Below are 13581 nucleotides of genomic sequence, written 5' to 3' on the forward strand. Positions count from 1 at the left end.
CTCTGCAACTTGCTATGCCGGTTGCCGGCCGAAATATCGGGAGGCGGCGTATAGCTTGAAGACGCCGCTGATGCATATCCAGCCGAAAAGGGCGAGCCAGCATAACGTTCCGATCGCCGTCCTGTCGATCCGGTGCACCGCAGCGTCGGTGATGAAGAGGCCAAGGATGGCAAGCAGGCCAACCAAAAACTGCGCCAAGCCGAGCACCAGCAGTTCCTCGCGCGGCGCGCTTCTCCATACGAGATATATGCCCCCCGCGCCGGCGAGGAAGATGGCGCTGTAGACCTGCGCGTGGAAGGCGTCGACCGGCCATGGCCAGAAGCTGCTGAATTTCAGGGGAAACAGCAACAGGCCGAGGCCATAGAATCCGAGGACCGCCAATTCCACCGGCATGTAGCCGCGCCATGCCGGGTTTAAGGTGACGCCCTTTGCGGAAGGACGATCCCAGGCCTGCCACAGGAACAGCCCTGATACCGCGACCGAGGCGAGATAGACCAAAAACCACAGCCACGGCGCTTTGCGCTCGAAGTTGAAATAGCCGAGATTGATGAACGAAGCCGCCGACACGATGACGGTGAAGATGAAGGCCATGACCAGCACGAGCCTGCCGGGCGACCAGCGGTTCCAGAACAGCAGCGCCGCCATCACGACCATTTCGGCGGTGTAGAAGCCGCCGAGGAAGCGGGCATTGAACGGGGTGACGGCCCAAGGCCACCTCGCCTTGACCAGCACAGGCGCGAAAAACAGGCCCGCGCCCACGATCAGGACGATGATGACCGCCACCGAAAATAGGCGCAGGGCCGTGGGAAATGGCGGATTGTCGGAGGTCGGCATGGGAGAGAGTCCCCAAGGTGAATGCCCGCGGACATCATAGTGCCGCTTGCGGCCGGTGAAAATCGGTCGAATGGAACTTGAATGATCATCAGGTTTGTCTATTCGAATGGCCGCACGGTCCGTTTCGAAGTAAAATGCAGTGGCCGAACCAAGGAGCGGTCCGGTCAACATGGCTTGGGCGCATTTTCGGAGCCTGCACGATGAACGAAGCTCAGGATCTGTTCTCGCTTCTGCGGCAATCACCAGATGTCGATCCACTGGCAATCGACGCGATCCAGCGAACCATCGCGGAAGGCGGAGACAGCGAACTTTGCCGCATCAATGCGCCGGCCTTCGCCAGCAAGCATGGCCTCGACGAGGAGCGCACCATAGGCGCCTTTCTCCATGCAGCGCGGGTCGGCATCTTCGACATTTCGTGGAATGTTCTGTGCCCCGGCTGTGGCGGCGTGCTCGACACCAACGCCACGCTGAAAACAGTGCAGAAGGACGAATACACCTGCACGCTGTGCGCCGAGGGTTATTCACCGACCCTCGACGAGATGGTCGAGGTGACGTTCACCGTCAGTCCCCGCATACGCAGGATTGCCGCCCACAATCCGCACGAGCTACCATTGATGGAGTATTTCCGCCAGATCTACTGGGCGTCCGGCGTCGATTTGCCGGATGAAGACTTCGCGAAAAGGATGGAAGAGATCTCGCTGGAGGACATCGAGCTTGCGCCCGGTGAAAAGGCGGTTCTGCCCGTACAGCTTCCGTCCGAATTCATCATCGTCTTCGAGCCGGTCACCCATTCAGTGCAGTTCATCGACGTGAAGGGCGAACCGACAAAGGAGCGCCGAGGCCTCTCCTTGGTCTTCGACCGCGACCACGTCCAGAGCCAGACGCTGGAGATGCAACCCGGCCCGTTGCGCATTTCGCTGGAAAACAGAACAGACACTCGCGTGCTGCCGACGGTCTTCATCGCCGGCCAGGGCCTGCATGATTTGCTGCGCAAACGCCGACCCTTCCTGACCGCCAAGCGCCTGCTCACCAACCAGACGTTTCGCGATCTCTATCGCACGGATACGGTCGACATCAACCAGCGCCTGAAGATCACCAGCCTGACCTTCCTTTTCACGGACCTGCGCGGATCGACCGCGCTCTACGAGCGGGTGGGCGACCTTTCGGCCTTCGATCTCGTGCGCGAGCATTTCCAGGTTCTGCACGAGATCGTCGCGGCGGAGGCCGGCGCGGTGGTGAAGACGATCGGCGATGCGGTGATGGCGACGTTCGCGACGCCTGATCGGGCGATTGCTGCGGCCCTCAGGATGCGCGAGGCAATGCGTGCGCTCAACAACGAGAGCGGGCGCGAGGACCTGTTGCTCAAGATCGGAGTTCATGCCGGCCCCTGCATCGCCGTGTCCATGAACGAGCGGCAGGACTATTTCGGCCAGACGGTCAACATCGCTTCGCGAGTCCAGAACCTTGCCAATGCACAGGCGATCTTCGCCACTCGCGCGGTGGTCGACGACAATCTCACCGCCGATCTGCTGCGCAGGAAATCGCTGAAGCCGGAGCCCCACGAGGTCTCGCTGCGCGGCATTGAGCGAGAGATCGCAGTATATACGATCCCCTGAAGACTTTGGTCGTCTCGGTCCTCAGACGCGCCTACAGAGAAAATAACGATAGGCAGGCTCCGAAGTCGGCGCCGGCAGGCGTTGCAGCTGCGGGTGATCAAGCGGCGTGCCGCTCACCGCGAAGCCGCCGACGCGAAGCAGGCCCGCAATCAGATCGGGAAGCCAGGTGGCAGTCACTGCATCGCGATCGTCGTAGCCGGTGCCGATGTCGGCATGGACAAGAGCGGCGTCGATGCCAATGAACCTCCTGGCCGTCTCGCGTATTTCACCGAGCACGAGGTTTTCAGCTTCGGGAATTGAGCTGGCGTGTGCGCCAACTTCGCGGTCGAACGCCACGATCCGGCGTCCGGGGAGGCGCTCGCGCAGGTGGTGGAACGTCCGGCCATTGCCGAGGCCGAGTTCGAGCACAAGCCCCTCCATCTTAGCCACCTCGACGCAGACGTGATCGAGAATGTCGCGCTGTGCGGTCATCCTGCTGATGAAATTCTCGAGGCGAGTCATATGCGTTTGTGTGTCCTGAACCCAGCCCAAGAGATCGGCTATGCCCGCGACCGGAACGGTTCACGGATGAAACCCTGGGGCGACATGTTAAACCCTGATCACGTCTCGCCGCATATAGAGGCGAACGATGAACGCTGCAACAACCGCACAGGCTGCCGACAAGGATCATACCGGGTGGAATAGGCGCCGCCGCCGCGCAACTGCGATGTCACTTGTAGGGGTCCGCGGCATCCCGCAAGCCGTCGCCGAGGAAGTTGAACGCCAGGATGACGAGAATGACGGGGAGGATCGGCAAAAGCAGCCATGGATAGAACGCGATCACGCTGACGCTGCGCGCCTCGGTGAGCAGGATGCCCCAGCTGGTTATCGGTGCCCGCAGGCCGAGCCCCAGGAAGCTCAGCGCCGTCTCGCCCAGGATCATGCCGGGTATGGAGATCGTCGCCGTCGCGATCAGATGCGACATGAAGCCCGGAATGAGGTGCCGCCGGATAATGCGGCCGCTGCTGGCGCCCATCAATTGCGCGGCCAGAACGTAATCCTCCTCGCGCAATGCTAGAAGTTTTGAGCGCACGGCCCGCGCCAGTCCGGTCCAGTGGAGCAGCCCGAGGATGACGGTGATGCCGAAATAGATTAGGATCGGACTCCAGGTTATCGGCATGATCGCCGCCAGAGCCAGCCACAGCGGAATGCTGGGGATCGATTGCAGAACTTCGATTATCCGTTGAACGATCAGGTCGAAGATACCGCCGTGATAGCCGGCCAGCCCCCCGATAACGATGCCGAGCAGGAAACTGAAACCGATGCCGACAAGGCCGATGGTCAATGAAATGCGTGCGCCGTAGATGATGCGCGAGAGCACATCGCGCCCCAGCCTGTCGGTGCCGGCTAGGAAGAGCTGGCCGTTTTCGGCAGGGCAGACAAGATGCCTGTCGCCTTCGATCAGGCCCCAGAACAGGTAGCTGTCGCCCTTGCAGAAGAAACGTATCTGCTGAACATCATCCCGGTTCTCGATGTAATTCCGTTTGAGCGTGTCCATGTCCAGCGTCATCTGGCGGCCGTACACGAACGGCCCGACGAACTGGCCGTTGTGGAACAGGTGCACCTGCTGCGGCGGCGAATAGATGTAGTCCATGTTGCGCGTGTGCAGATTGTAGGGCGCCAGGAACTCGCAGATCAGTATCCCGAGATAAAGCGCTACCAGGAAAATGCCGGATATGAGGGCAAGCCGGTGCCGTCGGAATTTCCACCACATCAGCCGCAACTGCGATGCCTGAAAGACCTTCGACTGCTCCGCCGTCATCGCCTCGACCGACTGCAGGTCAAAGGGCGCGATGGATACGTAGTGTTGCAGTGGGGCACCTGGAGCGGGCAGCGGCGATTGCGTGTTCATTTGGTGCTGCCGCCCTGCAAGCGAATTCGTGGATCAAGCAGCGCCAGGGCCAGGTCGGAAATCAGGACACCGATGACCGTCAGGAAGGCGAGGAACATGAGGAACGACCCTGCCAGATACATGTCCTGGCTCTGCAGCGCCCTGATCAGCATCGGCCCGGTCGTTTCCAACGACAGCACGATCGCCGTGATTTCGGCGCCGGAGATGATGGCCGGTAGGATAGAGCCGATGTCGGAGATGAAGAAATTGAGCGCCATGCGCAGCGGATATTTGACCAGCGCCTTGAAGGGATGAAGGCCCTTGGCGCGCGCGGTCACGACATATTGCTTGTGCAGCTCATCGAGCAGATTGGCGCGCAGCCGCCGGATCATGCTTGCAGTGCCCCCGGTGCCGATGATCAAGACCGGGATCCAGAGATGGGCGAGGATCGACTTCGCCTTGGCCCAGCTCATCGGCTCGCCGAGATATTGCTGATCCATGAGATGGCCGATGGACGTGCCGAACCAGATGTTGGCGAAATACATCAGGATCAGCGCCAGCATGAAATTCGGAATGGCAAGGCCGAGAAGGCCGAGGAAGGTCAGGCCGTAGTCGCCCCAGCTGTATTGGTGCGTGGCGGAGTACATGCCGATCGGAAAGGCGATGAGCCAGGTGACGATGATCGTGACGAAGGAAACCAGCACCGTCAGCCACATTCGGTCGCCGATGACGTCGCGAACCGGCAGCTCATATTCGAAAGAATAGCCGAAATCGCCGTGCAGCATCCCGCCGACCCAGTAGAAGTAGCGAATGACCGGCGGCTTGTCGAAACCATATTCCTTTCGCATCATCTGGATGCGATCGGAATCCACCGCCTCGCCCTGAGCCCGAAGCTCGCTGACATAGCTGTCGAAATAGTCGCCCGGGGGAAGCTCGATGATCGTGAACACCAGCGCCGATATGATCAGCAGCGTTGGAACCATCACGGCGATGCGCCAGACAATATATCGAAGCACGCTCAGGACTCTCCAAGCCAGAATGTGTCCGGCATATAGACACCGAAATAGGCAGTCGGGTCGTAGCCGTAGAGCGCCTTGTCAGGCAGATTGCGCAGCCGCGAGGACGCTAGGATCGGTTGATGCGTTCCGTTCACAGTGCCGATCGAAAACACCTGATCGGTATAGATCGACAGCATTGAGTTCCAGATTTCGGCGCGCTCCGCGGCTTCGGTCGATGCGTTCCAGCGCTTGAGCAAGGCCATCAACTCGGCCACAGCCGGAAGGTCTGGCGCCTCGCCGAGCGTGCCATGTGACAAGTAGTGGGCACCCCAGAGCGGCCATTGCAGCTGGTCGTCGATGGTGGGGGCCAACTGGTAGGGATTCATGTCGGCGGTCGGCACGCCGTTGTCGATGCCCGACCACATCGACATCATGATCTGGCCGCCAAGCGCGCGGCTGCGGAAGACGTCGCGCTGCGAAGTCCTGATGAACAGAGCGATGCCGATCTGGCGCCAGTGATCGGTGATGAGTTCGAGCGCGTCAGTCTCCAGCGTGCTTTCGCCGGCCGTTTCCACTATGATCTGCGCCGGGCGTCTATCGGGAAGTATGCGTAGACCGTCATCGTCGCGCGTCTGAAGCCCGACCTCGTCGAGCAGGGCATTGGCCTGGTCGGGATCATGTGCGACCCAGGCTTTCGCAAATTCCGGCCGGTAGAGCGGGCTCTCCGGCAGGACCGTATCGGCACTTTCCTGCGCCAATCCGTAGAACACGGCCAAATTGATCTCGCGCCTGTCGACAGCGAGCGAAAGTGCGCGGCGCACGCGCACGTCACGGAGAAGGCCACGCCAAACCTGGTCGGCACAATTAAGATTGGGCAGTAGCGCCAGCCGCGAACCCTGCGTGCGTTTCCAGAGATGCATCTTTACCGGATAGCGCTTCTCAGCGTCCTTCAGGAAGGCGTAATCGGAGAAATCAATTCCCATGCATTGCAGGTCGCTCTCGCCTGCCCCGGTCTTGGCGGAAATGATCGCCGACGAGCTGACATTCAGGACAACCCGGTCGATGTAAGGCAGTTGCCGGCCATTCTCGTCTATTCGATGAAAGAACGGGTTCCGGTCGAAGACGAACTGCTCGGCCGGCGGCTTGGTCCGGTTCTGCCAGGGATCGAGCGTCGGCAGATCCGGGTTCTCCGGGCGATACTGCCGCGACATGCGGATATGCAGGAGCGTCCATTTCTTGGCCCGATTCTCCTTCATCAGGCCGGCGAGCCGGAACGGATCCTGGTATTTCTTGTGGAACTGCTTGAGATAGGCGGCCGGCAGAACAAGCGGTAGCGGCGAAGCGGCAGCGAGCTTGGGCAGGAAGTCGGGATTGGGCGCATCCCAACTGTAGCGGACCGTCAATGGATCGACGATCTCGAAGCGTGGCGGCTTGCCGTCCGCCAGCAGGGCCGGAGCGAGCCCGCCTTGCGAAAGCTCATCGTTCAGCCAGACATCTTCCCAGCAATAGCGAAAATCCTCCGGCGTCAGCAGGCTGCCGTCAGACCATTTGTGTCCTTCGCGTATCTTGAAAGTGAAGACGCGATCATCCGCCACGTCGAAACTTTCGAGAATGTCGGGCTGCATGTTGAGCTTTTCGTCATAGCCGACCAGGCGAGCATACCCGTAGATCGTCATCATCCGGATATCTTTCTGACTGCCTATGATCGTGCGCAGCGTACCGCCATACTGGCCGGGCTGCCGGCCCATCGCAGCGAGGTTCAACACGCGCGGGCTCTTGGGCAAGCGTTCGGCGAGTGCCGGCAGCGCCCTGGCCTTCAGCTGCGGTTTAAGAAAGTCCGGCTCCAGATCGCCGGCGCGCAATGGGCTCGGCAGAAACGCCGAAGCCATGACCCCAAGGACGGTGCGCCGGCTGATCAATGGCGCAACTCGCTAACATCGGCCGAACGTCGGGCCAGCACGAGGTGGCCCCCGCCCAGGTCGAGCGGCGACAGCATATCCTCTTCGCCGTCGTCGCGGAATTGCGGTCCCCATGCGCTGGTGTCGGAAGCGCCGCCGAGCTTCAGGGTCTTGAAATCCATCGGCCGGTCGAGATCTGGGAAAGGTACGGCGGCGACCAGTGAGCGTGTGTAGGGGTGGATCGGTTTCCTAAGCAGAATTTCGCGCGGCGCAAGCTCGACGATACGCCCGCCGCACATCACCGCAATGCGGTCCGCCATGTAGTCCACCACCGCCAGGTTGTGGGATATGAACAGGTAGGTCAGGCCCAGTTCCTTCTGCAGGTCCTTCAGAAGGTTCAGGATCTGCGCCTGGACAGAGACATCAAGCGCCGAAACCGGTTCGTCGCAGATCAGCAGTTCAGGCCCCAGCGCCAACGCGCGGGCGATGCCAATACGCTGACGTTGCCCGCCGGAGAAACTGTGCGGATAACGCTTGATGAAGCGCGGATCGAGCCCGATCGCCTGCATCAGGCTCTTGACCGTGGCGAGCCGCGACGCGGCATTGCCACGTTGATGGATTTCCAGCGGCTCGCTCAAGATGTTCTCTACCGTCATGCGAGGTGAAAGCGATGAAACCGGATCCTGGAAGACCATCTGGATTTTCGCCCGCAGCGTGCGCAGGACCTCTCCCTCGCCTGCCAAGACGTCGATCGGTCCATCGCGGCCGTTGAAGATCACGGAGCCGCCGCTGGGGGTGACAGCTCGCATGAGGATCTTGCTGACGGTGGTTTTGCCGGAGCCGCTTTCGCCGACCAGACCCAGGCACTCACCCCGCCTGATATCGAAGCTCACGCCGTCCACGGCGCGAACAGTGGTTTGATGATCCCCGCCGAACCATCCGGACTTGCGGATGGTGAAGGTCTTTTTCAGATCCCTGACCGACAGCAGGATGTCGTCCGGCCCCTTCGATGACGGCGCCGTCTGCTTGCCGAGCAGTTTCCCGACATTCACCGGCACCTCGCGGAGCGCCTTGAGCCTTTCGCCAGGCTTCAGGTCGAAATGCGGAACGGCTGCCATCAGACCCTTCAGGTAAGGGTGACCTGGCCGGCGGAATATCGCCTCGACAGGTCCCGCTTCCATGATCTCGCCATGGTACATCACCACCACCTCGTCGGCGACATTGGCGACCACGCCGAGATCGTGCGTGATCAGCAGCATCGCCATGTTCAGCTTGGCCTGAAGCCCGCGCAGCAATAGGAGGATTTGCGCCTGGATGGTGACGTCCAAGGCCGTCGTCGGCTCGTCGGCGATCAACAGGGCGGGCCGGCAGATAAGCGCCATGGCAATCATGGCGCGCTGACGCAATCCTCCCGAAAGCTCAAAGGGATACATGTCATAGGCGCGCTTGGGATTGGGGAAGCCGACAAGACCGAGCATTTCCTCAGTCCGCGCTCTGCGCTCCGCCCGAGCCATGGGCGTATGAATCTGCAGGGACTCGCTGACCTGGTTGCCGATCGTGTGCAGCGGCGACAGCGATGTCATCGGCTCCTGAAAGATCTTGCCGATGCGGCTGCCTCTCAACGCCCGGATTTCAGGTCCGTCACGCGGCATTTGCAGGATATCTTGCGTCGTGCCGGGCTTTTCAGGGTCGGAAAACAGGATACGGCCGCGAGTATGGGCTATGTTCGGCAAAATGCCCATCACTGCCTGGCTGAGAACCGATTTTCCGGAACCCGATTCGCCTACAAGCGCGGTAACCTTGCCGGGCAGGACGCGAAGATTTGCGCGCCTGACAGCATGCAGCGGTCCCCCGATAATGGCAAAAGAGATGCCGACGTCTTCGATCCGCAGCAGATCAACACCCGAACTCATTGTCACACCAGCCCCACTCTGGCGGCCTGCCGGGCGGCGGCAGGCCCAGTCAGCGAGACTAGCGCATTGCCAGCCCAGAGCAACGTGGATTCGATACGATCGCCAGTTCCCGGGCGAAACCGGTGACAGGACCGCGTAGCAAAGACGTTCGGATCAGATCGTGGCGGTTACTGGATCTTGCTCGGGTCACCTGCCGACATCCGCGCGGCATCGCGATGAAGCAGCATGACCTGCTCGGCGTCCGACCTTCGGTCATAAGTCGGCTCCAGCGCGCCGTCGTCATCAAGCGCAAGCGCACCCGACAGATCGGGTGCAAGCACCGTCAGCTTCTGCTTGATGCCCGGCAGTTGCTCCTTGCCGAGCGTCAACCAGTTGTCGGTGCCGCAGTAGTTGGCGAAGTGTTCGCTGGCGAGGACGCTGTGCGGATATTTCTTGGTCAGAATCTGGAGGCGCTGGACCTCATTCACAGCTGCGCCGAAGACAGAGAATGTAAGTCGATCGGCAAGCCCGACATTGCCGAACATCACATTGCCGACATGTAGGCCGATGCCAAAGTGTATGTCGCCCAACCCTTGCTCCTTTCTGCGCAGGTTGAGATCCATCATGCGCGCGGTGGCCTTGTGCGCGGCCGCAAGAGCAGCCTGGCATGCGACCTCGGATTGCGAGCGGTGTCTTTCGCAAGGATAGACGGCGATGAAGCCATCGCCTATGAAACTCATGATCTGCCCGCCTGTGCGGTTGAAAGGCGCAGCTACGGCATCGAAAAACTGGTTCAGCGTATCGATGTAGATTTCGCGGCCCGAGGTCTCGGCAAGCCTTGACGACCCACGCATATCGGCCATGACCAGTGCGGCCCGGATCGTATCGCCCTCGCCGCGCTTGATCTGACCGTCAAGCACGCGCCTGCCGGCGTCGCCGCCGAGATAGGTGGTCATCATGTTGTCGGCGAGCTTGGTGAGCACCGCCATCTTTGTTGCGATGGCGAGATGGCTCTGGATGCGCAGCAGTGCCGAAATCATGCTGTCGCTGAACCCTGCGGCACTGTCGGTGGACCAAGACCCCATCATGCCCTGACTGGTGTTGCCGCCGAAGGTCTGGACGAAGGCCAAGTAATCGGTGACGCCCATCAGCCTGAGTTCATCGAAAACAGGAAACTCCGGCTGCACCGACGGGTCGAGCCGGCGCCGCAGATGCTCGAGCTTATGGCTGAGCAGATGGTAGTATGGGCTGGTCAGGAATCTGTCCGACGGCACGCCGCCCTGCTTGCGGAAGCCTTCCACTTGCAAGCCTCGGCCGCGAAGCCACGTAAAGCTGAGCGCGTCATAAAGTGGATGAAGCATCGAAAAGCTCAAATGCACCCGCTTCAGCGGCAGGCCAGCAGCGGCCAGCCGCTCGCAAAAGCCTTTGACCAATGTTTCCAAGTCGTTGCCCGCCAGCGCCGACTGGGTCAGCCAATCGGCGACCTTATCCACGAGGATGGGGGAAATCTCTGCTTGCGCTGTGCTCATGCTGCCTCGAAATCCGTCGAAGACGGAGCCATTGTCCTCTGATCCGCCATAACACAGTCCGCCAACGACCCAAAGATAAGAGCCCGGAAGTCAACAGCGCCGGCTTCGGTGGCAAAAGCGGTGAAGAATTCCCTTGATGATTGTCCTTGCGGGAGTTGGCGTCACTGCGTCTATGTTCTGCTGCAATATGTGGCGAGGCTGCCGGCGGAGTGCAATCACGATCCCCGCATCTGGTAAAATTCGCCGGCGCAGAGGTCGTCAGGCCTTCACCACCGTCTCTCTGGCCAACCCGAGGCGGCCGAAAACATTGCGTGTGTCGACGATGAGAGGGGCATGATCGGCGATCGTCTGATAGTCGATCGCGTCGTGGTCGGTTGCAATGACGACAGCATCGAAATGCTTCAAGGCCGCCTCGGTCAATTCTACCGAGCGGCGCCCCTTGATCGCCATATGCTCCCGCGTGGTCGGGATCTCGGTGACGTGTGGATCGTGGAATTCCGCCTTGCCGCCCCATTCCTCGATGAGTTCAATGAGCCGCAATGAGGGGCTTTCGCGGATATCGGGCACATTCTTCTTATAGGCGAGCCCGATGATGAGAATGCGCGAGCGGCTGAGCGCCTTACCGCAGCGCCGGTCCAGCGCCTTCGCCAGTTCATCGACCACACGACGCGGCATGGCCGTGTTGATCTCCGCCGCCAGCTCGATGAAGCGGGTCGGCAGTTCGAATTCGCGCGCCTTCCATGTCAGGTAGAAGGGATCGATCGGAACGCAGTGCCCGCCAAGTCCGGGGCCAGGATAGAAAGGCATGTAGCCGAAGGGCTTGGTCTTTGCCGCCTCGATCACTTCCCAGATATCGATGCCCATCGCGCCGAGCACGACCTTCAGCTCGTTGACGAGGGCGATGTTGACCGAGCGGAAGATGTTTTCCGTCAGCTTGACCGCCTCGGCGGTCGCCATGGTGGAAACCGGAATGACGGTCTTGACCACGCCCTGGTAGAAAGCCTGCGCGAGCGTCGCCGCTTCAATGCCGTCGCCTGCCACGACCTTGGGGATCGTCGCGACCTCAAAGCTTCGGTTGCCGGGATCCTCGCGTTCGGGCGAGAAACCGAGGAAGAAGTCTCTCTTCGACCGCAAGCCCGTTTCTTCCAGTATGGGCCTGATCACGTCGTCGGTGGTGCCGGGATAGGTGGTCGATTCCAGCACGATGAGCTGGCCGAGACGCAAATGCCTCGCGATGGTGTCCGCCGTGTTCCTGACAAAGGAGAGATCCGGCTCACGGTGTTTTGTAAGCGGTGTCGGAACGCAGATGATGATGACGTCGCAGACGGCCAGTTCGGCAAAATCCGCGGTGGCGCGGAACCGTCCGCTCGCCACCTGGCCGGCAAGGGATGTCGGCGTCACCGCCTCGATGTAGGATTGGCCGTTATTCAGGCTCTCGACCTTGTGGGATTCGATGTCGAAGCCGGAAACCGGGAAGCCGGCGCGTGCGATCGCAACCGCCAGCGGCAGCCCGACATAACCCATTCCGATCACGCCGACCTGCGCGGCGCGCGTCGAAATCCGGTTCAGAAGATGGTCATATATCGATCCTGAGGCGTCCAAAAATCTGTTTTCCCGTCAATTCGGACAGGCTGTCCGCCCGCATGCCGAAGCTCACTTGGTCCCAAGACCATGGCCGAGGCATATTGCGGAAGGTCGGTTTCCGCAAGCCGTCATCAAACCGGCACCTTCGCCTTCAGGCTTGCGGCAGCCATCGCATAGCCGCCGGCCGCGCCATCGATGAAATGAAGGTGATCGCGCTGCAGCGGCGAAGCGACCAGGCATGTCATCAAGGCCGATTTCTGGCGGTGCAGGCCATAGCTGCAGATGCCCGCCTCTTCCGCCTCTTTCAGCCGGTTCTCGATCCGTTGCAACACGTCCGCGTCGACGTCGATGGTCATCTTCAAGCCGTCGTCGAACTTCCGGAAATCCGAATTGCTGGCCACGTCGCGTTTGTAGACCTTCGGATCGAAACTGCCGATCGTCCAGCCAAATCGATCGGTGACAGCCGTAAGCGTCATCAGAAACATCACCCACAGCTTCGCCAGCCACCGCCGTCCTGCCGGCGCCGTGGCCCGCGCCTCGATATCGAGACCGGCGGGTATCAAACTGTAGTCCGGCCCGTTCACCGGCACCGGGTGGCCATCGCGCTCCTGCCTGCCGGCAAGGGCGATGATGTCGGAAACCAGCAGCTGAAAACCGCGCAAGTCGCGCGATGTGCCCGGTATCGCGATGATCGAGACGATTTCGCCATGTCGGGCCTCGATAGGGTTCCAGCGGCAGGACAGGCCGGTCAGATCCGGTCGCGCGCCGGCCGGCGCCGGATCGATGCGGTAGCGCCCCGCTTTCATCTCGGCCTCAGCCCAACTGCCGCCACCGCCGGCGAACATGGCATAGAAGACCGCTTCGGAGGCTTGGAACCTCGCCACGCGAACGTCGAGACCTTGCGCTCTTATATCCTTTATCGGGACGATTGCGGCACGCAAGGTCAGGTCCAGCTCGTCCGCCACCCATCTCTGGACAGCGGCAAGCGCGTCGCGGGTGATTTCGAGCGCCGAGCCGGGAAACGCCACGAGCGCGCCGTCGCCGCCGAAGACAAAGGGAAAATCTTGCCGACCCAGCGCATTGAGCAGCGCCGAAATGACGCTGGCGCCAGCCATATTCACGGTCTTATAGCGCCCAGCCTCGATCGCCTTGGTCGAGCCGACGATGTCGGCGGTGGCCAGCGCCCAGCCATCGGGGAGAGGTCGATAGTTGTCGATATCGGCAACGCTTTCGAACTTTGCGAACACCGGCAGGGAAGCGACGAACGGATCGGGCGCGGCAGCTGTTTCCATGAGCATCAGATAGCACATTCCACTGCTTGAAGGTGACGACGATCATGCTTCGAAATTGACTTGCGCCG

At 61.0% G+C, this 13581-nt stretch carries 10 protein-coding genes; 1 reads left to right on the top strand and 9 read right to left on the bottom strand.

Annotated features, from left to right (window positions below):
- Window positions 1-12: 12 nt before the first annotated feature.
- Window positions 13-1077 carry a hypothetical protein gene (locus tag P9236_RS15165; protein ID WP_278075438.1) on the bottom strand — a complete coding sequence of 355 codons (1065 nt, stop codon included), beginning with the start codon at window positions 1075-1077 and terminating at the stop codon, window positions 13-15.
- Here P9236_RS15165 and P9236_RS15170 point away from each other — a divergent pair.
- The gene (locus P9236_RS15170) at window positions 1035-2450 is read left to right on the top strand and encodes an adenylate/guanylate cyclase domain-containing protein (protein WP_278075439.1); all 1416 of its coding nucleotides are present in this window, start codon (window positions 1035-1037) and stop codon (window positions 2448-2450) included. The genes P9236_RS15165 and P9236_RS15170 overlap by 43 nt on opposite strands.
- Before the next feature lie 21 nt (window positions 2451-2471).
- On the opposite strand, the gene P9236_RS15175 is transcribed toward P9236_RS15170, so the two are convergent.
- From P9236_RS15175 to P9236_RS15210, 8 genes are all read right to left on the bottom strand, one after another.
- The gene (locus P9236_RS15175) at window positions 2472-2951 is read right to left on the bottom strand and encodes a class I SAM-dependent methyltransferase (RefSeq protein ID WP_278075440.1); all 480 of its coding nucleotides are present in this window, start codon (window positions 2949-2951) and stop codon (window positions 2472-2474) included.
- A gap of 208 nt (window positions 2952-3159) precedes the next feature.
- On the bottom strand, window positions 3160-4341 hold the full coding sequence (locus tag P9236_RS15180; protein WP_278075441.1) for an ABC transporter permease: 1182 nt from the start codon (window positions 4339-4341) through the stop codon (window positions 3160-3162).
- Window positions 4338-5336, bottom strand: coding sequence for an ABC transporter permease (locus P9236_RS15185; RefSeq protein ID WP_278075442.1), 999 nt, complete (start codon window positions 5334-5336; stop codon window positions 4338-4340). Before P9236_RS15185 ends, P9236_RS15180 begins: the two co-directional genes overlap by 4 nt.
- A 2-nt stretch (window positions 5337-5338) precedes the next feature.
- Window positions 5339-7237: an ABC transporter substrate-binding protein gene (locus P9236_RS15190; protein WP_278075443.1), complete on the bottom strand. Its 1899-nt coding sequence runs from the start codon at window positions 7235-7237 to the stop codon at window positions 5339-5341.
- Window positions 7234-9129, bottom strand: coding sequence for an ABC transporter ATP-binding protein (locus P9236_RS15195; RefSeq protein WP_278075444.1), 1896 nt, complete (start codon window positions 9127-9129; stop codon window positions 7234-7236). The genes P9236_RS15190 and P9236_RS15195 overlap by 4 nt, the downstream gene beginning before the upstream one ends.
- 167 nt (window positions 9130-9296) lie before the next feature.
- Window positions 9297-10637 carry an adenylate/guanylate cyclase domain-containing protein gene (locus tag P9236_RS15200; RefSeq protein ID WP_278075445.1) on the bottom strand — a complete coding sequence of 447 codons (1341 nt, stop codon included), beginning with the start codon at window positions 10635-10637 and terminating at the stop codon, window positions 9297-9299.
- 258 nt (window positions 10638-10895) lie between these two features.
- The gene (locus P9236_RS15205) at window positions 10896-12239 is read right to left on the bottom strand and encodes a nucleotide sugar dehydrogenase (RefSeq protein ID WP_278075446.1); all 1344 of its coding nucleotides are present in this window, start codon (window positions 12237-12239) and stop codon (window positions 10896-10898) included.
- 113 nt (window positions 12240-12352) lie between these two features.
- Window positions 12353-13513: a DUF3095 domain-containing protein gene (locus P9236_RS15210; RefSeq protein WP_278075590.1), complete on the bottom strand. Its 1161-nt coding sequence runs from the start codon at window positions 13511-13513 to the stop codon at window positions 12353-12355.
- Between the last annotated feature and the right edge of the window lie 68 nt (window positions 13514-13581).

The sequence above is a fragment of the Mesorhizobium sp. WSM4884 genome (assembly GCF_029625675.1).
Classification (GTDB): Bacteria; Pseudomonadota; Alphaproteobacteria; order Rhizobiales; family Rhizobiaceae; genus Mesorhizobium.

What these genes read in the sequence shown, in the direction of transcription:
- P9236_RS15170 (WP_278075439.1), top strand. Translation starts at nt 1,035, where the DNA reads ATGAACGAAGCTCAGGATCTGTTCTCGCTTCTGCGGCAATCACCAGAT.
- P9236_RS15195 (WP_278075444.1), bottom strand. Translation starts at nt 9,129, where the DNA reads ATGAGTTCGGGTGTTGATCTGCTGCGGATCGAAGACGTCGGCATCTCT.
- P9236_RS15210 (WP_278075590.1), bottom strand. Translation starts at nt 13,513, where the DNA reads ATGGAAACAGCTGCCGCGCCCGATCCGTTCGTCGCTTCCCTGCCGGTG.
- P9236_RS15200 (WP_278075445.1), bottom strand. Translation starts at nt 10,637, where the DNA reads ATGAGCACAGCGCAAGCAGAGATTTCCCCCATCCTCGTGGATAAGGTC.
- P9236_RS15180 (WP_278075441.1), bottom strand. Translation starts at nt 4,341, where the DNA reads ATGAACACGCAATCGCCGCTGCCCGCTCCAGGTGCCCCACTGCAACAC.
- P9236_RS15175 (WP_278075440.1), bottom strand. Translation starts at nt 2,951, where the DNA reads ATGACTCGCCTCGAGAATTTCATCAGCAGGATGACCGCACAGCGCGAC.